Genomic DNA, 19312 nt, shown 5'->3' with positions numbered 1-19312 from the left:
TTTTAGAACCAGTCTCGTTTGTCAACACAATGTGAGATCAATGGGCTCGTCAAAACTTGCCAAAACTTCTCGGTGACTTGGCCCCCATTTCACGTTAGCGTTGGCCTATTGCTTCACCAGTTGGACAAAAGAATGGCAATGATTGAGGACGGACAAAATAAAAGTGGCGATGGTGATATCCCGCCACCCTTTGTGCTGAAATCCGCCACCACACCCAACGCTTTTGTTTTTGCTGCACCCCATAGTGGCCGACATTACCCGATTGGCATAACCAGAGCCACTAACCTTGAGACGCACAATCTTCGCATGTCTGAGGACGCATATGTGGACCGGCTTTTTGCCGCCGCACCCGAGTTTGGGGCCAACCTCCTCATCGCGACCCATGCCCGCGCGTATCTGGACCTCAACCGGGCGGAGAACGAGTTGGACCCGGATATGTTCCATCCGCCACTTGAAGAAGATGAGCTTGATATCACCCACAGGGTGAAAGCGGGGCTTGGCATTATCCCGAAGCTGATCGCGGAAGGCATGCCGATCTATGACGGCACCCTGCCCGCGCGCGAGGCCTTGTTCCGCATCAATAATGTGTACCGGCCATATCACGAAAAACTGGCCGACTTATTGGAAACCCGCCGTCGGCAGTTTGGCCGCGCGGTGTTGATCGATTGCCACTCCATGCCGTCAGAAAACCCGGCGGGCAGGCGGCGCGGACGCAGCACCGGGCCCGACATCGTGCTGGGTGACAACTGGGGTGCATCCTGTGACCGGGCGCTGACGTCGCTGGCGGAAGAGCTTCTTATTCGGGCGGGCTTCAGTGTGCGCCGCAACGTGCCTTATTCCGGAGGTTTCTCCACCCAGAATTATGGCAACCCCAATAGCGGCTACCATGCTTTGCAGATCGAGCTCAGCCGCGGCCTTTATATGAATGAAACCACCCTGCAGCCCCTGCAGTCTTTCCCTGAGGTGGAGAAAAAGCTGAGCTGGTTCGTCAACCACCTCATTGATGCCTACGGCAAGCATCTTGGTCTTCACCAGGACGACGAATTACCCCGTGCTGCCGAATAATTTGGCCACTCTCTAGCCGCCTGCGATGATCATTTCCCCACCAATTCAAAATAAACTTTAGGCATAGCATTTTTCTGAAGGCTATTCATTTTTGAATTGCCTTAAACCCTAAAATTTGGGCTAAACCAGCAACTATATAAAGATGTAGATTCGCTGAAAGCGCTGCTTCTTGACCATTAAAGAAATAAAATTTCTTAAGAATAGTAAAAAATTGGCATGTGTTTCAAAAACCTCACTTCACTACAATTTATTTCTGGCCTGTAAGAAAAACGCCTTTTTCCCAACTTTTTATTCCAAATCGCTGAAGGCCATTCGTCTTTGTTGGTATCGAGTGCGTTCACCGCTGACCGGGGGGTCTGCGGAAAACAAACTAAACCACACCAAACATACACGGAGGGGTTCTGTGGATATTATGAAGAGACTGCTTTTGGGCACGTCCTGCGTTGCAGTGGCGTCAACCCTATCAAGCGGTGCATTTGCTCAGGAAACACCTGATACCAGCGCGGATTCAATGGCAATCGAAGAGGTTGTTGTTACCGGTTCGCGGCGGGCAGCACGTTCTGCAGCAGATACACCGGCACCTGTTGACGTTATCAGCGGCGATGACTTCGCCAACCAAGGTAGCGGCGACATGGGCGACCTGCTGCGCACGGTTGTGCCAAGCTACAACGTTAACTCACAGCCGATCAACGATGCGGCAACGCTGGTTCGTCCTGCGAACTTGCGCGGGCTCGCGCCTGATCAGACACTGGTACTTTTGAACGGCAAGCGTCGCCACCGTGCGGCTGTTATCAGCTTCCTCGGCAGCGGCGTATCTGATGGCGCACAGGGGCCAGACATTGGCGTGATCCCTGCTATTGCCCTCAAGCGCGTTGAAGTGTTGCGCGACGGTGCCGCGGCACAATATGGTTCAGACGCTATTGCGGGCGTGATGAACTTTGTGTTGCGCGACGACAGTGAAGGCGGCAGCGTGTCAGCCAAATATGGCTCGACCTATGAAGGCGACGGCGACCAGCTCCAGTTTTCAGCCAACGTTGGTCTGCCAGTAACAGACAGCGGCTTTGTAAATTTCTCGGCCGAATGGCGTCAAGCTGACCCAACCAGCCGCAGCGTACAACGCGCGGATGCGCAAGCGCTGATCGATGCAGGCAACTCGGATGTGCGTGAACCTTATGCACAAGTCTGGGGTACACCAGAAGTGAACAACGACTGGAAAGCCTTCGTGAACTTCGGTATCGAGACCGGAAACAACTCCGAGATCTATGCTTTCGGTAACTATGCCGAGCGTGAAGTGATCGGCGGCTTCTACTACCGTAATCCGGACACGCGCTCTGGCGTGAACTCAAACGACGGCGGCGTTACCCGTATCGTTGGTGACATGACACCAGACGACGGTATCACCTGCCCAGGTGGCATCAACTTCAACGAAGGTGAAGCCACAACAGGCCAGGTTGTTAACCCTGTGGTTATCGGCTCAGCAGGTGAAGCGGCGCAACTGGCGGCTATCAATGCAGACCCGAACTGTTTCATCTTCAATGAAATGTTTCCCGGCGGCTTCACACCTAACTTTGGTGGTCGGCTCAATGATATCGCTGGTGCAGTGGGCTTCCGCGGCGAGATGGACAGCGGCCTGACATATGACATCAGCATGCATGCTGGTCGTAACCAGGCTGACTTCTTCATCGACAATACGGTGAACCCTAGCCTTGGTTCAGCAACACCAACACTCTTCGACCTTGGCTCCTACGTTCAGCTTGAGAAAAATTTCAACGCAGACTTCTCCTATCCGGTAGAAGTGGGCTTCTACTCACCTCTGAACGTTGCAGTTGGTTTTGAATGGCGTGAAGAGCAGTTTGAAGCTCGTACAGGCCAGCCAGAGTCCTTCGAGGTTGGTGTGCTTGCGCAGTCCTTCAACCTCACAAACGCAGACGGCGACAATGTGAGCGTTACCCAGGGCTTCGGCATCGGCTCAAACGGCTTCTCGGGCTTCAGCCCACAAGTTGCCGGCACATGGGACCGTTCCAACATCGCAGGCTATATCGACCTTGAGGCCGATATCACCGAGAACTGGATTTTGGGCGCTGCGCTCCGCTGGGAAGACTTTTCGGACTTCGGCTCTACAACCAACTTCAAGGTTACATCGCTCTATAAGCTTGGTGATGCATTCCGCCTGCGCGGCTCCGTCAGCACGGGCTTCCGGGCACCAACACCGGGGCAGCAACAGGTTGTGAACGTTTCAACAGTGTTTGAAACGGTAAACGGCCGCCTGCAACTGGCACAGCGCGGCACCATCCCGCCAACCAACCCGGTTGCGGCAGAGTTTGGCGCAGACCCGCTTGGGCCTGAAAAAGCAGACTCGTTCACCCTCGGTTTTGTCGCCGATGTTGGGGACGCGTCACTGACAGTCGATTATTTCAACATCAAACTGTCCGAGCGCATCACCCAGTCTGCAACCATCACACTCTCACAAGCTGATCGGGATGCTCTTGTAGCTTCCGGTATTGCTTTCGCGGCTGACCTGCAGGCCTTCCGCTTCTTCGTCAACGACTTTGATACAAGAAGCCAGGGCATCGACGTGGTTGCAACGCTTCCGCTCAACTTCACGGATGACGGCGCAACAGCGCTTTCCTTCGCGGGTAACTACACCAAAACGGAAGTGATCGACTTCAACCCTGCAACACTTGATGCATGTCGTATTCAGCGCCTTGAAGATTCGCTGCCTGCGTATCGCTTCTCGTCCACGCTGACACACAATGCAAGCAAGTGGCGCTTTCTTGCCCGTGCCAACTATCACGGCAAGTATTTCAGCGCGCACGCAGACAGCTGTGACCTGCCAATCGATGGCGAGGCTGATGTCACACTTGATGCCGAGATCGGCTACAACGTGATGGAAGGTTTTGAAATCTCCATTGGTGCCGAAAACGTGTTCGACAACAGCCCAACCCTCAACCCATGGTCAGGTGAGGTCGGCTCCAAATATTCCGAGCATGCACCATTTGGTGTGAACGGTGGCGCCTATTACGTTCGGGCCCGTTACCAGTTCTAAATCAGGAGCAATTATAAATCAGGTTTCCCATCTGAAACCTATCGGGGCGCTTCGGCGCCCCTTTTTTATGCGTGCATAAAAGCAGGGCAGCAGCCGGACGGAGAGAGCCAAGTGTACAACTCACGGCATAAACTTAGGAAATATCGGCGGGACAGAATAAACGGGTGAAGCACAAAAAAAGAGGCCACGCTTTCGCGTGGCCCAGGCTCAGGGAGGAAACGCCCACGGAGGGCATTAGCGGGGCTACCCGCTACAGAATAAGATAGTTGCTCAGCAACCAAATTCCAAGCACAGCCTAGTTCACGAAACCTTGAAAATTCCTTAATGATCCATAAGCTACTGATTTTAATCACCTAATTAAATATCGCATTTGAAAAATAATTCTAAGAAAAATTGTGCCGAGTGTTGTCTTAATGCCACATACCCGCAGAATCCCTAGTCCGACTCACACCAGATTCGTTTTTCAAAAAACAGTCACATCACTGCAATCTAGCTGTCACCATGCGCGCGCACATTGCGGCCCATGACAAAGCTGATAGACAACTTGCTTTTTCCTCAGCTCTCCCCCCCCGGAGAGCAGGCTTTATTCCGAGATGGTATGCCAGACCCCAATCTTATACCCGGCCTCAAACCCAGTGGGCGATCGGCTTCCTCCCAGCCATCGCCCACCTCCCTCCTGCCCGGGGTCGGCGTACAATCTGACAAGAGAAAACAGGCGCGTCATTACCGCGCTATTTTTATATCGGACACACACCTTGGCACACGTGCTGCGCGAGTAGACCTGCTGCTGGATTTCCTCAAATCCGTAAGCTGCGACAAGCTTATTTTGGTGGGGGATATCATCGACGGCTGGCAACTGAAGCGGAACTGGTATTGGGACACCACCCATAACGACGTAATCCGCCGTGTCCTCAAAATGGCCAAGCACGGCACCGAAGTGATCTATATCCCCGGCAACCACGACGAAGCTCTCAGGGGTTTTGAAGGGCACAATATGGCCGGGGTCGAACTGGTGCCAGAGATGGTTTATGAAGCCATTAACGGCAAGCGCTACTGGGTGCTGCACGGTGACCAGTTTGACGGTGTGGTAAAATACGCCAAATGGCTCGCCCATGTTGGTGACCACGCCTATGTAACGCTCCTGAAGCTCAACACCGCTGTTAACTGGGTGCGCCGCAAGCTTGGATACAGCTACTGGTCACTGTCCAAATACCTCAAGCACAAGGTCAAGAACGCGGTTGAATATATCGGCCGGTTCGAAGAAGCCGTGGCAGGTGAAGCCCGCAGGCGTGGTGTGGACGGTGTGATCTGCGGCCACATTCACCAGGCGGAGCGCCGCTTCTTCGACGATATCGAATATATGAACGACGGTGACTGGGTGGAAAGCTGCACTGCGCTTGTTGAACATGAAGACGGCCGGTTTGAAATTCTTCACTGGGCAGATGAAGTGGCTGCCCGCGAAGAAAAAAAGACCCAGCGCAAAGAACGCAAAACCAAAACCAAACAGGCAGCGGGCCCGCGCACCCCAACCCCAGTGGCGGCAGAATAGCGCCGCATGCGGGAAGGTCCCTTGAAAATCTGCATCGTAAGCGACGCCTGGCACCCACAGGTGAACGGGGTTGTGCGCACACTTGATACGCTCCGCCATCACCTGAAGGCGCGCGGGCACCGGGTTTATATGCTCACGCCCAGAATGTTCAAAACCATGCCCTGCCCCAGCTATCCGGAAATCAGGTTAAGCCTGAACGCCCGTATGCGCAGCAAGCGCATTCTTGACCGTTGGCAGGTAGATGCTGTGCATATTGCCACCGAAGGGCCGCTTGGCTGGGCCGCCCGGCGCTGGTGTATCAAGAACGGCCGCAGCTTCACCTCGGCCTACCACACCGCCTTCCCCGAGTATGTTGAGGCGCGTTACCCCGTAAAGGCTGACTGGCTTTACCCAATCTTCCGCCGCTTCCACGCAAAAAGCAGCGGTGTGCTGGTTGCAACGTCCACCGTGCGTACGCTTCTACGGTCAAAAGGGTTCACGAACATCATACGCTGGACAAGGGGCGTGGACGCCGCCCAGTTCAGCGCAGATGAAGCCGCCCGCGCGGATGCCTTCCCGCCCGCGTTCAAACGCCCTATTCAGCTTTACGTGGGCCGCGTGGCGGTTGAGAAAAACATCGAAGCTTTCCTCAAAACAGACGTGCCCGGCACAAAAGTTGTGGTGGGTGATGGCCCTGCGCTCAAGAAACTGCAATCAGACTATCCGGATGTTCGGTTCCTGGGGGCAAAGTTTGGCGCAGAGCTCGCAGCCGCCTACGCTGGCGCTGATGTGTTTGTTTTCCCCAGCAAGACAGACACCTTCGGCCTCGTGATGATCGAGGCGCTGGCGTGCGGCACACCGGTCGCCGCCTATCCCGTACAGGGCCCGCTTGATGTGGTGGGCGCAGACGGCGCCGGCCCGTTTGAAGACTGGCATACACCTATCGCCTGCCTTGATGATGACTTGAGCACAGCAATAAAAGGCGCACTTGGCTGTGACAGAACCTCCTGTACCGCCTTCGCCCGAAAATATGATTGGGACATCGTAACCGATCAGTTCCTCGACGCGCTCAGCATCACCCCCGACACCGCAATTTACGAGGAAGCCCCGGCGCGCACTGTTGCAGGCGCAGCTAAAGCGCGCCTGCTATAGAACCCCTTTCAAAGAGCATCCGGCCTCGCATCAGGGTTTTCACGTAATGCACCTTCTGCAATATGATCACGCACATCTTCGGGCGAAAAAGCTTTATATAGGCTCACGATCAAACTGCCATTTACGGCAGATACGAAAAAAATCATTGCGCACAGGATCACGATTAAGCCCAAATTGACAGACCCCACATCGATTAACGACAACCCGTGCAGACCCATGCCCAGTAAACCCAACACAAGTAACAACAAGATATAAACAACCATGAAGATGCCAAATATGGACAAGTTATGACCTGCCGACATAGCCCAGGCATCGCGGAAGCTACGTTTTGGTGCCATGATAGCTGTTGCTGCTACTGAAATTAAAAACCGGGTTACCACCATATTTATAACAGCGGTTGCAAGAAAACCTAGAAGAGCGCCAAGCAACGCAAGCCCGGTCCCCACCATCATGTTCTCTAGAAAAAATGTTATCAATAACAGGAGATTACTCACGCTCCCTAGAATGATTAACCGGAGCAAAACTCGCCAGAACATCTTCGCCACCAACCGACGCATAGGCCCGGTATATGAAGCGGGGCTTGAGAAAAGAGGCATATGGTATTCGCGCCCCAAGGCGCAGCCCCTTACCCAGTTCACCCAGAAATCTAAAAGCGTAAATATTGCAAAGCAGTATAGAAGGATAAACAGAATTAGGCCTGATACTGAATAACCGGAAACACTCGCCTGCTGAAACAAAGTGACCCCAGCAGATACCGTTAGCACCAAAAACACAAAATGTACGGAGGCGGCTCTTATAAAGGCGCCTAATTCGGAATGAAGCGGAGCGAGCGCTTCACCAACGACCTTTCCAAACGATAAGTTTGACCCTGATTGCGATTGTGGTTCAAAGCTTTGCATGATCTCCCCCCAATTAAGTGCACAAGCACAAAGGAGTTAACGTCGACAAAACATCATTGTCAATGTTCTTTATTTGTTCTTATTTGTTGAGGCTGTTGAGCGGGATGCCCGAAAGGCTAACCTACCCTTTGCAGTAGAAATCGAAATGCATCTGCATCACGGTGCACGGGTCCTGGGTTTCGCCGTCATCCATCAGAAGTGCGGCGCCAAGGCACAGCGCACCCGCAAGCCACAGCCCCAGCAGGAAGCGGTAGGAAAGGTCGATCGATCTGTCTGCGTCATAGGTCATAAAAACTCCACTCCTGAGACATCCCCTCTAGCCGCCTTCCTCAACCACAATCAAGACCCGCCGCGACGAACTGCACCACGCTTGCGCCAAAGCGCCGTTACCGCCGACCTTTCCGCCTGCCGTATTCGAGCGGACGATCTGAGGAAGATGATAGTGCCACTTTGCTAACGACCACCGGACCCGTTGGCATCTCAACCGACTTAGGTGGCTCAGGCACTTCACTCATTTTTTCTTCGGCTGGTTGGACAGCGCTTGGAACAGATACCTTCTCACTGGCAATGCGATCAGCAATTACCCGCAGCGGGTCATCATAATCAGGATGCAACTGGGCATATGCGAGCGCTTGCAAGCCCGATGTCATCCCCACGAAAAAGACGAGAAAGATACTTTGACATAATCCTGCAAGCAGAGCGACCATCACAAGCGATAATTCCATGCTGATCATCGCGAATAGCCCGGCAAAGAGCGTAATGGGTATAATCGTTATGAAATAAACAATACCTGCAGTTATGCCAACGACCAGACGCAGGATCATGGTTGCTGAAGCGATACGCCATCCGTTACCCTTGCCGAATTGGAACGCGCCCCAAATCGACTGATTATCAAGCCCTGCTGCTTGCGCAGGCAGCACAAGCGCAGCCCGCATGTAAATGGGTAAAAAGAGAATTCCACCCGCAAGAAAAATAAACAAAAGCGAGAAGTTGCCCGTCGTCATGACCACAGAGGCCAATGGCCCCAGCGAGCCCAAATACACGAACCACGGCACCATCAAGGCAAGGCTTTTAACGAGATAACCCCTCAGATTTTCGCCTCGCACTGGCAGGTGCCGTGCAGCTTCATTCAAGGGCAGATAATCAAGTAGAATGAACCGCTGCCATTTATACTCAAGAACCGCAACGGCCAGACTGGCCACTACCATATTGAGGACGAGAAACACAAGCCAACTAATCGGCCATTCCATGCCCGCACCGACCCTGAAACCCATGCGGAACGAAGAAATGTCCAGCAGTTCGCCCGCCGCTGTACTGATGATAAACAAAACCACCACCGCCACAAATGGCCACTTTGCGGCATTCAGAAGTCCATCCAGATTCTTGAAAACAAGGTCAACAGACGCTTCAAGCGTTTCCCCAATTGCAATCTTCATAACACCCCCAATAGCGTTCCCTCTTTGTTCTAATCTTTCCCCAATGCTACGGCAATTGCAACCTTAATTCACGCACGCCCGGCTGCTGACTGCCTTTCTGCTTGCCGAATAGCGCAATCGCGCGTATAAGGCGCGCGAGTTTTAAAAGTGCCAAAGCCCGCGGCCAGAGCGGATCAGATATGATCTCATGGCGAAGGGGCTTTTTTTATTAGGGCAGCCGGGCCAGACCCGAAGGCTCCCGCAGGAAATCAGACATGAGCAAAGACATTCGCAACATCGCGATCATCGCGCACGTTGACCACGGCAAAACAACGCTGGTGGATAACCTTTTCAGGCAATCCGGCACCGTACGGGACAACCAGCGGGTTGAAGAACGCGCGATGGACAGCGGCGACCTTGAGAAAGAGCGCGGCATCACCATTCTTGCGAAATGCACCAGCGTGATGTGGAAAAACACCCGCGTGAACATCGTGGACACTCCCGGCCACGCCGACTTTGGCGGCGAGGTTGAGCGTATCCTTTCCATGGTGGACGGTGTTGTTCTGCTTGTGGATGCCGCAGAAGGCCCGATGCCACAAACCAAATTCGTCACCATGAAAGCCCTGGCCCTTGGCCTGAAGCCGATTGTAGTTGTGAACAAGGTGGACAAACCTGACGGAGACCCGGACGCCGCAACAGACCTCTGTTTCGATCTCTTCGTAAACCTGGACGCGAACGACGAACAGCTCGACTTCCCTGTGATGTACGCCTCCGGCCGTGACGGCTGGTGCGATAACGAGCTTGATGGCCCGCGCGAAAACCTGCACCCGCTTTTCGAGAAGATCGTTGAGCATGTGCCCGCGCCAAAGGTTGTGACCAACAACAATATCGAGAAACCTTTCTCGATGCTGATCAGCCTTCTGGACCGTGACAACTTTGTTGGCCGTATCCTCACAGGCCGTGTTGAAACAGGCCGCGTGAAGGTGGGTGATGCCATCCATGCGCTGAGCCGTGACAGCAAGGTGATCGAGGCTGGCCGTATTTCCAAGCTTCTCGCCTTCCGTGGGCTTGAGCGTGTACCGGTTGACGAAGCACAGGCGGGCGACATTGTCGCAATCGCTGGCCTCACCACGGCAACGGTGGCAGACACCATCGCCGTGCCTGAGGTAACCAAAGCGCTGCACGCTATCCCGGTTGACCCACCAACGCTCGCGATGACCTTCATGGTCAACGACAGCCCGCTTGCGGGCCGCGAAGGCAAGCACGTAACCTCCCGCGTCATTCGTGACCGCTTGATGCGCGAATCTGAAGGCAACGTGGCGATCGAGATCACCGAGGCTGAAAGCAAGGACGCATTTGAAGTTGCAGGCCGGGGCGAGTTGCAGCTTGGTGTCCTTATCGAGACCATGCGCCGCGAAGGTTTCGAGCTGGCAATCAGCCGCCCGCGTGTTCTCTTCAAGCAGGATGAAAACTGCAAGCGCCTCGAGCCGTATGAAACCGTACAGATCGATGTGGACGAAGAATACCAAGGTGCTGTGGTTGAGAAAATGTCGCTGCGTAAAGCTGAGCTGACCGGCATGGTGCCCTCTGGCGCTGGCAAGGTTCGCCTCACGTTTGATGCGCCCGCCCGTGGCCTTATCGGCTATCACGGCGAGTTCCTGACCGACACACGCGGTACCGGCATCATGGCCCGCGCTTATGACCGCTATGACGCCTATAAGGGCCCCATCCGCGCACGTCAGCGCGGTGTGCTGGTGGCAACCGCAGGCGGCAAGGCCGTGCAATATGCGCTTTTCTACCTGCAGGACCGCGGCACCATCATGATCAACCACGGTGTGGAAGTTTATGAAGGCATGATCATTGGCGAACACAGCCGCGACAACGACCTTGACGTGAACGTGCAGAAAGCCAAACAGCTCACCAACATGCGCGCAAGCGGCAAGGATGATGCGATCAAGATGAGCACGCCGAAAATCCTGCCGCTTGAAGAAGCACTGGCCTACATCAATGACGACGAGCTGGTGGAAGTAACGCCAACCAGCATTCGCCTGCGTAAACGCTTCCTTCTGCCGCACGAGCGCAAGCGCGCTGCTAAAGCCGCAGAATAAAAGCAGAATAATAAACCAGATAAACGATAACTATTAGAAGGCCATCCCGGCATATACCGGGGTGGCCTTTTGTTATAAAAAAATAGTTCATATAAAACGGAAAACGCGATACTCTGCCACTTAACGTAGCAATTACGAGATTGGGAGAGTGAATGATGAAACATCCGTCACGCGTAGCCAAGCTTATCGCTGGCATCGTCATGTGCCTGGGTGGTTTTGCCACTACGGGTGCTTTTGCAGCCGAAGGCAGCATACCAGCGCCGTTTCGTGAAAACGCGAAACAGAAAACCGTGGAGCTGGAGTTCCCCTATTGGTCCTATATCCTGAAGGCCACTGTCTTTGATGCTGGCCGTTCTGACCGGCGTGGCCACGACCTCTCCTTCAAGTGGGACAATTCCCGTGCCCGCTGGGGCAACAAAAGCAAAACCGCAATGGAAGGCAACCGGCTGTATTTTCAGGCGTTTGACGACCAGAACCTTGAGGCTCTTGTCAAGGTGCGCGAGCGTATGGAAAAACTGCCCACAAAGTACGCCTTTGATACCCTGACCCGCGACCAGCAACTGGCCTATTGGCTAAACCTCTATAATGTCACGCTTGTTGAGCATCTGGTGAAGACCTACCCAACCAAACGGCTGCAGGACACCCTCTATGGGGACGGCAGCCTGCTTGACCAGAAACTCCTGAACGTAGCGGGTGTGCCGCTTTCCCTGAACGACATTCACCACCGGATTTTGATACCAAAGTGGCGTGACCCTTTGGTCATGTACGGCCTGTTTCACGGCTATGTCAGCAGCCCCAACCTGCGGCGGGAAGCCTATACGGCAGAGAACGTCTATGACCTGCTGGCTGATAACGCCAAGGAGTTTGTTAACTCGATCCGAGGTGTGGTGGCAGATGGCAGCGAACTGCATGTTGCGGAACTATACGAGATTAACGCCGCCCTGTTCCCGAATTGGGACCATGACCTGCGGGCTCACCTGAACCAGTATCTCAACCCCGGCTATGCCGCTCTTGCGGGGCAGACCACAGAACTCTACGCCGACACGCAAGACTATTATATCGCAGACCTTTCCCTTGGCATCACGATGGACCGCACCATGGGCGTCAACCTGGGTGAAGATATTGCGGGCTATGAGCGCACGGTTGCCCGGGGCGGCAGGGGCTTTCCCGGCCACGTGATCGCCTATGCAAGCAAAGTACAAAAGAAAAAATCCCGCCAGAAAGCCACTGTTTCTGTCGAGGAGGTGGATGATAGCACCGAGAAAACCAAAAAGAGCAAGGACAAATAGCGAAGGCAACGCCCTTCAGGCACACGCAAAAGGCGGCCCGCAATCGGGTCGCCTTCAGGTCTCAGATTTTATTGTTGAACTTCACGTCAATCTCGTGGTCCTCATCCGCTACAAGCTGGGACTTGAGTTTTTCAAGAGCAAACTCCAGCGCCAGCTTTTGATCCTCGCTCGCAAAAGTCGGTGGCAGAAACAGTCCATCATATCCAAGCTTATGATTAAACTCATGTTTTCGCCTTTCCATGTAGGGCATGTTTTTAGCGATCTCAGCGTCCCGATGGGTATGAATTACAAGCATACTCCCTCCTCTAAACGCACTTTCCCGCACGAGATCAATATCGGACCATGAAATAACGTCGCTATTGAAACCTGAATAAAAGAGGCCTTCATCATCGAGCTTTAAATATTGCCTTCCCTGCAGCAACTTTACCACCAGCAGGAGGCTAACCCCTATAAGCAGCCAGAAAATTACTTTTACGAAAAATGATTTCAGCATCAAGCTGTCGCGCGGCAACTCCTGCCCCATTAACCAATAGGTTAGCAACGCGCTCAAAAGCACCGCTATGAGGTACAGGAGTATTTTACCTCTCTTCGTTTTGATAATCATTGAGCCCTCATCAAATTATGAAATACATGCGGCTTGCGCATCAGCCAGGCAGCAAGCTTAAGCCGCTCACACGTGTATTTAGAACACTACTGGCGCACGGCAGAATGACGCAAACTAAATCTGTTGGTGACGGCTCAGGCCGGATATTTCAATCGGGTCGCCTTTTTTCTCACTCGCTTCACCGCGCAGCGCATGACAGCACGCGCCATATTTGGTTTATAAAAAATTAGGTGTTATAGTCTTGTAATACACCTAAAGCTCACAATATGAGATAGACCGGCAACGACCGGTAAAAAAACAAAACAAAAACCGGCAATGCCGGACGACAACGACAAAAGCGAGATAGAAAATGCAACAGCAAACACCGCCACGGGCCTATGGTATCACCAAAGTAGAATACGCACGTCAGGTGCGGGAGATGGAAGCTTACCAAGCTTACCAGCCCGGTGAAGGCCTCTTTGCCAAGCTTCGGAAAAAATTCCGCTAAACAACCCTGATGGGGTTTTAGATTATGCGAGCAGCGTGAGCCTTCACGCTGCCTTTTGCCGTGCCTATATCAAACGCGCCTACCCCAGCTTGAAATAATTTCGGATCGCAAGAAGTGCGAAGAACAGAAAGACTGTGGAGATGAGGTTGTGTGCCCCGGCGAGCAGCGTAACCCAAGGTGCCTGTGCACCGCCAAACAGTGCCGCCATTGCAGCCGTATCGCCCATCTTGATCACCCCCAAAACCGGTGTCGCATTCGAGAATGTATAATTGATGAGATGGAGTATCTCTTTCCATGTTATTCCGGCCTGAAAGATGCCGGACGCCATCCCGTAAACCAAAAAAAACATCCCAAAACTGAGCAACCACCAACCAAATGGTTTACGGAAACTGAGGCCACACTCACTGAAAAGCTCGAACAGGTTGATCATCAACTTCTCACGCCCCCTTGCCTCATGCCCCCGGCGGCACAACAACTCAGCACGAAAGAAACGCTTCTCAGCCAGATGATGGTGGCCCTTGTTTGCCAACTCGCCTAAACGTCGAAGCTTTGCAGCTGCATCCGCATCTTTAGCATAACCTTTTGTGGAAAAAATGGCTTCAAGATGCTTACCCCATTGCCACCACTGACCTCTTTCCAAAGTTGGAATAGCGACATGAGCCGAACCTAAATTAGGTACGAGACCGAACTTTGCTCCTCTAAAATCCGGTACTGTACGACTATCTGGTTGCACCAAGTTTTGTTCGTATCGTGTCCGCATACTCAAGGGAACACGTTCCACCAAATCTCTATTCTTAAAGAAGTCCGGCGTGATAGTGCTTCGCCCGAAGTGCGTGCGAGATAAATCAACAACGCTCTCAAATTCTGTCACACTTAAACATGTGCTTCCTAGAACTTGACTATGTGCAAATGACACTTCCTTGCTGAATTTTGCATCCTGAAAAGAAATGCTGCCAAGATACAAGTTCCACTCCAGTTGTAGATCTTTAGAGAACTCCGCATCAAACAGCGAAATATTGTCTCCAAAAGAACAGCCGTCAATTGCAACACGTCCCCGAGCTCTCAACCCAGACACCATAAGTTGACCAGAAAAAAGAGTAGCCGCAAAAGCAACATTGCCCCGAAACTCAATATCCTCAAACTGAACATCCGCAAGAAAACTTACTCGTTCAAAATCTGTGATCCCCCTGAACACACAACTCTTGAAGTATACTGGGCTACAGAACTTGGCACTTGAAAAACTGCTTGAGGGTGCAAATACACCCTTGGTGTCAAAATAGTCTTGTTGTTGGCCCGTGGGGATGAAATGTACATGTTCAAATGTCACAGTCGTGGGAAACACGAATCCCGACAGGCTGAAAGCTATTTGTAAGGCACCAGCATTTTTTGGCTGACCCACACGAAAGTCAATGTGCCGGCCCGTATTAATAAGCCCAAAGGACGAATCCTTAATTCGGAGGAAAACTTCTAGACCCTCTTCTCGTCTATCCAACCAACGTGAATGGTTGGCCCTAACCCACAAGTTCCAGTCCTTTGCGCCTCTCTTTGCAAGATTAAGAGGTGCGCGTTTAGCTATGGCATTCAACTCTGGCACAAGCGCTGCTTCTTCGGGTGTCAGCGTTAGATCACCTCTAAGCAACTCAGGCACATTGTCAGCGTACACGATGGGTTTGCCCGTCGCCTTGTCGATATACTGATGCTCGGTTTCTGCTGTATTGCTGCTTGCCATCCCCCGTCCCCAAAAGCATTGGTCATGGGTACACTATGCCGCCAAGGGTAGCGTTCGCGCAACCGTTATGGCGGCATTGTAGTCAAACTGGATGAAGGGGTGGGCAATTGTCATACACTGCTCACAAAATGGGAAAAAAATTGACGTGGGGCCAGCTTACATGCACTCATTACCTACTGTCTGGAACAACGAGAGGGTGAGACGTGGCTGAACGCAAGGTACAGGTGTTTTTCTACGGGTCCTTCATGAACCTGAAAGTGCTGGAAGAAGCGGGACTGAAGAAGCGCCCGTTTGCGCCTGCCTGCATCCATGGCTATGAGCTGACCGTGCAGCCCCACGCCAACATCACCGAAGCAGGCGACGGTGTTGTATACGGTATCCTCGCCAACATGACGCACGCCGAGCTTGATGAACTTTACGGCAAAGCCCTCGGCACGATGACAGACGCCACCTACCACCCGGAAGCCATGCTGGTGTTCACCCGCGGCGGCAAGATCGCCCCGGCCATGGTGTATCTCTCCACCAATATGAAGCCCGGCATTGCAGATGGTGCTTATATCGACCGGCTGATCAAGGCGGCATCCGACTATGGTTTCCCCGGCTGGTACAGGGAACGCATCGCATCTTTCAAAGCGCCGGATTAAGCCTGAGTAAGATAAAACCGCGCACAAAAAAGCCCGCAAATTCCATATGGAACGCGGGCTTTTTGTTTTGGCTGCAGTAGGGCACAAACCTTAGCTGCGCATACGCTCCAGAAAGCGGTTTACCGCATTTTCAAGCACACTGGCCTGTTCTGTCAGCTCGCCGGAATTGTCGTTCACCACCTGCGCGGCGCCTGAGCTTTTGCTCGTCATCTCCTGCACGCGGCCCACGTTCTGGCCAAGGTTGGCGGTGCCCTGGCTCGCGTTCTGCACGCTGCGGCCAATCTCGCTCGTGGAGGCTTCCTGCTCCACCACCGCAGCGGCGATCATGGATGAAATCTCGCTTACCTGATTGATGGTTTTGTGAATTTTATTCACCGCATCCACCGTATCGCGGGTGGCGGTTTGCATGGCGCCAACCTGCTCTTCAATCTCTTTGGTGGCGCGCGCCGTCTGGTTCGCGAGGCTTTTAACCTCATTGGCGACCACGGCAAAACCCTTGCCCGCTTCGCCTGCACGCGCGGCCTCAATGGTGGCGTTCAGCGCCAAGAGGTTGGTTTGCTCTGCGATATCGTTAATCAGGTGGATCACTTCCGCAATACGCTCAGACGCGCTCGAGAGCGAACCAACCCGGCCTTCTGCATCCTTCGCCACGGTCATCGCGTTTGTGGTGATGGTGTTTGCCTGCTCAACCTGGGTTCTGATTTCGCCAATCGCGCCGGTGAGGCCTTCGGCCGCCTCCGCCACGGTGATCATATCCTGGCTGGTGGCGTCGGTCGCGCTCGCGGCTGCGTTCACTTCAAGCGACGTCTGCTCAATGGCATCGGTCATGGTGTGTGCGGCCATCTGCAATTCCGCCACCGCACTTGAAAGGGTCTGGATCACGCCGGAGACTTCATTCTCAAAGCTTTGCGCCATATCCAGCTGCATCTGACGGCGCTCTTCCACCATGGCACGGTCGCGGGCGATTTCTTCCTCGCGCTGGCGTACTTCCTCGGCGCGCTGCTGTTCTTCAAGCGCTCGTTCTTCCGCTTCACGCTGGGCGCGGGCGTCGTCTGCCTCCTGCCTGAGCCGTGCGGCGTCTATCGCCTTCTGGCGCATTACCTCGGCGGCGCGCGCCATGGCCGCAATACCGTCGCCGTGGTCAGGGTCAGAGATGGCATTGTCATACTTGCCGTCAGAAAGGGCGGTCAGCTCGTTTTGCAACACACGCAGCGGCTTCATGATGCTGGCGGTGATCGAGACTGAAAGCGTGAGGATCAACACCACCATGACGCCGGTAAGGACCCACACAAATTGCTGGTCGCTCGCGAACTGGGCATCGCTCACTTTGCCAGCCTGCAATTCACGAATAAGGGAAGAATATTCAAACATGATCAACGCCATGCCGAAGAAAGCCAACACCGTTAGCGCCCAAATGCGCGCGTTAACCTTAAACTTACGCAGAAAATTCGTCATTTTTGACCTTTAGCCCCATCACCAAATATTCAACAGCGACCTACCTTTGCGTCATTAGCACAAGGACTGGCGCTCGCGCACAAAAAAAATGCCGCATGCCTAATCCTCCGCCAAAATCTTGAAACGCAGGCCGGGCGTTCCCACATCTATATTTATAAAACAAATAAACATGACGACTTAGCGAGGAAATAGGAGAAGCAAATGCGCCTGATCTTGGCCATTATCTTTCCACCCCTGGTATTCTTTACCATCAACCGGCCCTTTCAGGGGCTGATGAACGCCTTTTTGTGGCTCACCATCATTGGGTGGCCTGTGGCAGCTATCTGGGCGATCTATTCGCTCAGCCAGTATCGCAACGACGAACTGAGGCGCGAGCTTGAGTACGGCCGCCGCTATAGCAGGTACTAGGGGGGAATATCATGATCAGTACAATTATTCTGGGAGCCCTTGTGGGCTTCCTCACCGGGCATATCATGCGCGGGGAAGGTTTCGGCGCCATTGGCAACATTGTGCTTGGTATCTTTGGCGGCATTGTCGGGCGGTTTCTGTTCGGCATGATCGGCCTTGGCCCAACCGGGCTTATTGGGGACATTATCGCGGGCGTCGTGGGCGCCGTGATCCTTGTTTATGTGTTTGGGGAAACCCGGCGCAGGCGGCACCGGTAACAGGCAGGCCGCCTATTCTGCCGCCAGTTTACCAAACCGCGCGGGCGTGTAGACAGAAGCCTGCACCCCCACACGGGTGAGGTAAGCGGGCAGCGCGCCCCCCAGCAGCAGGTGCGCCGCCATGTCTGACCATGCAGGCGAGGTCTGGATACCGTACCCGCCTTGCCCTGCGTTCCAGAAAAACGCCGGGTTATCGTGCGCGAAGCCCACAACCGGGGCCTTGTCGCGCGCGAAGGTGCGCAAGCCCGCCCATTTGGCCTCAATGCGCGAAACCGTGCTTGCGGTCGCACCCTCAAAATAGCTCGCGGCCATGGCAACGTCTTCCATCTCGGGCTGTGCATCACACGGCACGCTCAGGCTCTCATCCGCCGGGGAGATGAGATAACCCTCCCCCTCCGGCTTGAAATAGAAATCCTCATCCGCATCCACAATCAACGGGCCATGCTTGTCAAATGGCCGCCCTTCAGGTGCAGGGATGGTGATGATCGTCCGCCTGAGCGGCTCAAGTGAGAGCGGGTGCACGCCTGCGCGCCGTGCCACTTCATCAGCCCATGCGCCTGCTGAGTTCACCAGATATTTTGCCTTGATCTGGCCCGTACTGGTTTTCACATGCCAGCGCTGGCCGTCATAGGCGGCGGCTTCAAGCCTGCCACCTAGGGTAATGTCAGCGCCTGCTTTTTTGGCGGCGCGCAGGTAGCCTTGGTGCAGCGCGGCTACGTCCAGGTTGCCGCAGTCCGGGTCCCAGATGCCGCCTGCGATGGCGGTGCCGTCCAGATAGGGCGCGCGCCTCAGCACTTCCGCGCGGGTGATCAGGCGCACACCCTCAATGGCCACAAGGCTTTTGAAAGTTTGCTCCGCTGCCGCGCGCTGGTCTTCCCGGAAAATATGAATCGCCCCCATGGGATTAATGAGGGGGGTGTCCGTGAAACCTTCCGGCGGCCGACGCAAAAACGCTTTTGACGCTGTGGTGAGCGGCTGCAACTTCGGCCCGCCATAGGTTTCCGCATAAAAGGCGGCGGAGCGGCCCGTGGTGTGGTATCCGGCCTGCTCTTCCATATCCATCATGAGCACACGACCATGCGGGGCCAGCCGGTAGGCGATACCGGCCCCCGCTATTCCAGCCCCAATGATCAAAAAATCCGTCTCGGTCATCACAGTTCCCGTTGCTCATGCTTGCGCAATATGTGATCTAAAGTGAGCGCAATGGCAAGGCACCGGTCGGTAAA

The 19312-nt window shown here is 54.0% G+C and carries 17 protein-coding genes; 10 read left to right on the top strand and 7 right to left on the bottom strand.

The window, feature by feature from the left end:
- The first annotated feature begins 132 nt into the window (after positions 1 to 132).
- The 4 genes from ACOOGA_RS13190 (at position 133) to ACOOGA_RS13175 (ending at position 6791) form a co-directional block, all read left to right on the top strand.
- Positions 133 to 1065, top strand: coding sequence for an N-formylglutamate amidohydrolase (locus ACOOGA_RS13190; protein WP_417459974.1), 933 nt, complete (start codon positions 133 to 135; stop codon positions 1063 to 1065).
- Positions 1066 to 1477: 412 nt separating this feature from the next.
- Positions 1478 to 4111, top strand: a complete 2634-nt coding sequence (locus ACOOGA_RS13185; RefSeq protein ID WP_417459973.1) for a TonB-dependent receptor plug domain-containing protein — start codon at positions 1478 to 1480, stop codon at positions 4109 to 4111.
- A 598-nt stretch (positions 4112 to 4709) separates the two neighbouring features.
- Positions 4710 to 5660 (top strand): UDP-2,3-diacylglucosamine diphosphatase, encoded by a 951-nt coding sequence (locus ACOOGA_RS13180; protein WP_417459972.1) that lies wholly within the window; start codon positions 4710 to 4712, stop codon positions 5658 to 5660.
- 21 nt (positions 5661 to 5681) lie between these two features.
- On the top strand, positions 5682 to 6791 hold the full coding sequence (locus ACOOGA_RS13175; protein WP_417459971.1) for a glycosyltransferase family 4 protein: 1110 nt from the start codon (positions 5682 to 5684) through the stop codon (positions 6789 to 6791).
- An 8-nt stretch (positions 6792 to 6799) separates the two neighbouring features.
- Here the strand turns inward: ACOOGA_RS13175 and ACOOGA_RS13170 are convergent, their stop codons facing one another.
- The 3 genes from ACOOGA_RS13170 to ACOOGA_RS13160 all read right to left on the bottom strand — a co-directional run bounded on the left by ACOOGA_RS13170 (position 6800) and on the right by ACOOGA_RS13160 (position 9126).
- On the bottom strand, positions 6800 to 7690 hold the full coding sequence (locus tag ACOOGA_RS13170) for a hypothetical protein (protein ID WP_417459970.1): 891 nt from the start codon (positions 7688 to 7690) through the stop codon (positions 6800 to 6802).
- A 121-nt stretch (positions 7691 to 7811) separates the two neighbouring features.
- Entirely contained in the window at positions 7812 to 7979 is a 168-nt protein-coding gene (locus tag ACOOGA_RS13165; protein ID WP_417459969.1) for a hypothetical protein, read from the bottom strand.
- A 97-nt stretch (positions 7980 to 8076) separates the two neighbouring features.
- Complete coding sequence (locus ACOOGA_RS13160; protein WP_417459968.1) at positions 8077 to 9126, bottom strand: hypothetical protein; 1050 nt, start codon at positions 9124 to 9126, stop codon at positions 8077 to 8079.
- Between the two features lie 254 nt (positions 9127 to 9380).
- Between ACOOGA_RS13160 and typA the strand changes: the two genes are divergently transcribed.
- Together typA and ACOOGA_RS13150 are read left to right on the top strand one after the other, a co-directional pair.
- Positions 9381 to 11213, top strand: a complete 1833-nt coding sequence (typA, locus tag ACOOGA_RS13155; RefSeq protein WP_417459967.1) for a translational GTPase TypA — start codon at positions 9381 to 9383, stop codon at positions 11211 to 11213.
- Between the two features lie 152 nt (positions 11214 to 11365).
- Positions 11366 to 12502, top strand: coding sequence for a DUF547 domain-containing protein (locus tag ACOOGA_RS13150; RefSeq protein WP_417459966.1), 1137 nt, complete (start codon positions 11366 to 11368; stop codon positions 12500 to 12502).
- A 61-nt stretch (positions 12503 to 12563) separates the two neighbouring features.
- Here ACOOGA_RS13150 and ACOOGA_RS13145 read toward each other — a convergent pair whose 3' ends face one another.
- Complete coding sequence (locus ACOOGA_RS13145; RefSeq protein WP_417459965.1) at positions 12564 to 13106, bottom strand: STM3941 family protein; 543 nt, start codon at positions 13104 to 13106, stop codon at positions 12564 to 12566.
- 349 nt (positions 13107 to 13455) lie between these two features.
- On the opposite strand from ACOOGA_RS13145, the gene ACOOGA_RS13140 reads away from it, so the two are divergent.
- Positions 13456 to 13593 (top strand): hypothetical protein, encoded by a 138-nt coding sequence (locus tag ACOOGA_RS13140; protein WP_417459964.1) that lies wholly within the window; start codon positions 13456 to 13458, stop codon positions 13591 to 13593.
- A gap of 79 nt (positions 13594 to 13672) precedes the next feature.
- Here ACOOGA_RS13140 and ACOOGA_RS13135 read toward each other — a convergent pair whose 3' ends face one another.
- The gene (locus ACOOGA_RS13135; protein WP_417459963.1) at positions 13673 to 15322 is read right to left on the bottom strand and encodes a hypothetical protein; all 1650 of its coding nucleotides are present in this window, start codon (positions 15320 to 15322) and stop codon (positions 13673 to 13675) included.
- A 203-nt stretch (positions 15323 to 15525) separates the two neighbouring features.
- Here ACOOGA_RS13135 and ACOOGA_RS13130 point away from each other — a divergent pair, with 203 nt between their 5' ends.
- Positions 15526 to 15966 (top strand): gamma-glutamylcyclotransferase family protein, encoded by a 441-nt coding sequence (locus ACOOGA_RS13130; RefSeq protein ID WP_417459962.1) that lies wholly within the window; start codon positions 15526 to 15528, stop codon positions 15964 to 15966.
- Positions 15967 to 16056: 90 nt separating this feature from the next.
- Here the strand turns inward: ACOOGA_RS13130 and ACOOGA_RS13125 are convergent, their stop codons facing one another.
- Positions 16057 to 17421, bottom strand: a complete 1365-nt coding sequence (locus ACOOGA_RS13125) for a methyl-accepting chemotaxis protein (RefSeq protein WP_417459961.1) — start codon at positions 17419 to 17421, stop codon at positions 16057 to 16059.
- Positions 17422 to 17622: 201 nt separating this feature from the next.
- Between ACOOGA_RS13125 and ACOOGA_RS13120 the strand changes: the two genes are divergently transcribed.
- Both ACOOGA_RS13120 and ACOOGA_RS13115 read left to right on the top strand, forming a co-directional pair.
- Entirely contained in the window at positions 17623 to 17829 is a 207-nt protein-coding gene (locus tag ACOOGA_RS13120; protein WP_417459960.1) for a YqaE/Pmp3 family membrane protein, read from the top strand.
- Positions 17830 to 17840: 11 nt separating this feature from the next.
- Positions 17841 to 18086: a GlsB/YeaQ/YmgE family stress response membrane protein gene (locus ACOOGA_RS13115; RefSeq protein WP_417459959.1), complete on the top strand. Its 246-nt coding sequence runs from the start codon at positions 17841 to 17843 to the stop codon at positions 18084 to 18086.
- 12 nt (positions 18087 to 18098) lie between these two features.
- Here ACOOGA_RS13115 and ACOOGA_RS13110 read toward each other — a convergent pair whose 3' ends face one another.
- On the bottom strand, positions 18099 to 19238 hold the full coding sequence (locus tag ACOOGA_RS13110; RefSeq protein WP_417459958.1) for an NAD(P)/FAD-dependent oxidoreductase: 1140 nt from the start codon (positions 19236 to 19238) through the stop codon (positions 18099 to 18101).
- Positions 19239 to 19312 lie beyond the last annotated feature (74 nt).

Source organism: Kordiimonas sp., assembly GCF_965216265.1.
GTDB lineage: Bacteria > Pseudomonadota > Alphaproteobacteria > Sphingomonadales > Kordiimonadaceae > Kordiimonas.
The sequence above is the reverse complement of the archived record's forward strand: the minus strand, read 5'-3'. Positions and strand labels throughout refer to the sequence as shown.

Excerpts from the sequence above, each read along its gene's own strand:
- ACOOGA_RS13190 (WP_417459974.1), top strand. The coding sequence starts at position 133 with ATGGCAATGATTGAGGACGGACAAAATAAAAGTGGCGATGGTGATATC.
- ACOOGA_RS13185 (WP_417459973.1), top strand. The coding sequence starts at position 1,478 with ATGAAGAGACTGCTTTTGGGCACGTCCTGCGTTGCAGTGGCGTCAACC.
- ACOOGA_RS13180 (WP_417459972.1), top strand. The coding sequence starts at position 4,710 with ATGCCAGACCCCAATCTTATACCCGGCCTCAAACCCAGTGGGCGATCG.
- ACOOGA_RS13170 (WP_417459970.1), bottom strand. The coding sequence starts at position 7,690 with ATGCAAAGCTTTGAACCACAATCGCAATCAGGGTCAAACTTATCGTTT.
- ACOOGA_RS13165 (WP_417459969.1), bottom strand. The coding sequence starts at position 7,979 with ATGACCTATGACGCAGACAGATCGATCGACCTTTCCTACCGCTTCCTG.
- ACOOGA_RS13160 (WP_417459968.1), bottom strand. The coding sequence starts at position 9,126 with ATGAAGATTGCAATTGGGGAAACGCTTGAAGCGTCTGTTGACCTTGTT.
- typA (WP_417459967.1), top strand. The coding sequence starts at position 9,381 with ATGAGCAAAGACATTCGCAACATCGCGATCATCGCGCACGTTGACCAC.
- ACOOGA_RS13150 (WP_417459966.1), top strand. The coding sequence starts at position 11,366 with ATGATGAAACATCCGTCACGCGTAGCCAAGCTTATCGCTGGCATCGTC.
- ACOOGA_RS13145 (WP_417459965.1), bottom strand. The coding sequence starts at position 13,106 with ATGATTATCAAAACGAAGAGAGGTAAAATACTCCTGTACCTCATAGCG.
- ACOOGA_RS13140 (WP_417459964.1), top strand. The coding sequence starts at position 13,456 with ATGCAACAGCAAACACCGCCACGGGCCTATGGTATCACCAAAGTAGAA.
- ACOOGA_RS13135 (WP_417459963.1), bottom strand. The coding sequence starts at position 15,322 with ATGGCAAGCAGCAATACAGCAGAAACCGAGCATCAGTATATCGACAAG.
- ACOOGA_RS13125 (WP_417459961.1), bottom strand. The coding sequence starts at position 17,421 with ATGACGAATTTTCTGCGTAAGTTTAAGGTTAACGCGCGCATTTGGGCG.
- ACOOGA_RS13120 (WP_417459960.1), top strand. The coding sequence starts at position 17,623 with ATGCGCCTGATCTTGGCCATTATCTTTCCACCCCTGGTATTCTTTACC.
- ACOOGA_RS13115 (WP_417459959.1), top strand. The coding sequence starts at position 17,841 with ATGATCAGTACAATTATTCTGGGAGCCCTTGTGGGCTTCCTCACCGGG.
- ACOOGA_RS13110 (WP_417459958.1), bottom strand. The coding sequence starts at position 19,238 with ATGACCGAGACGGATTTTTTGATCATTGGGGCTGGAATAGCGGGGGCC.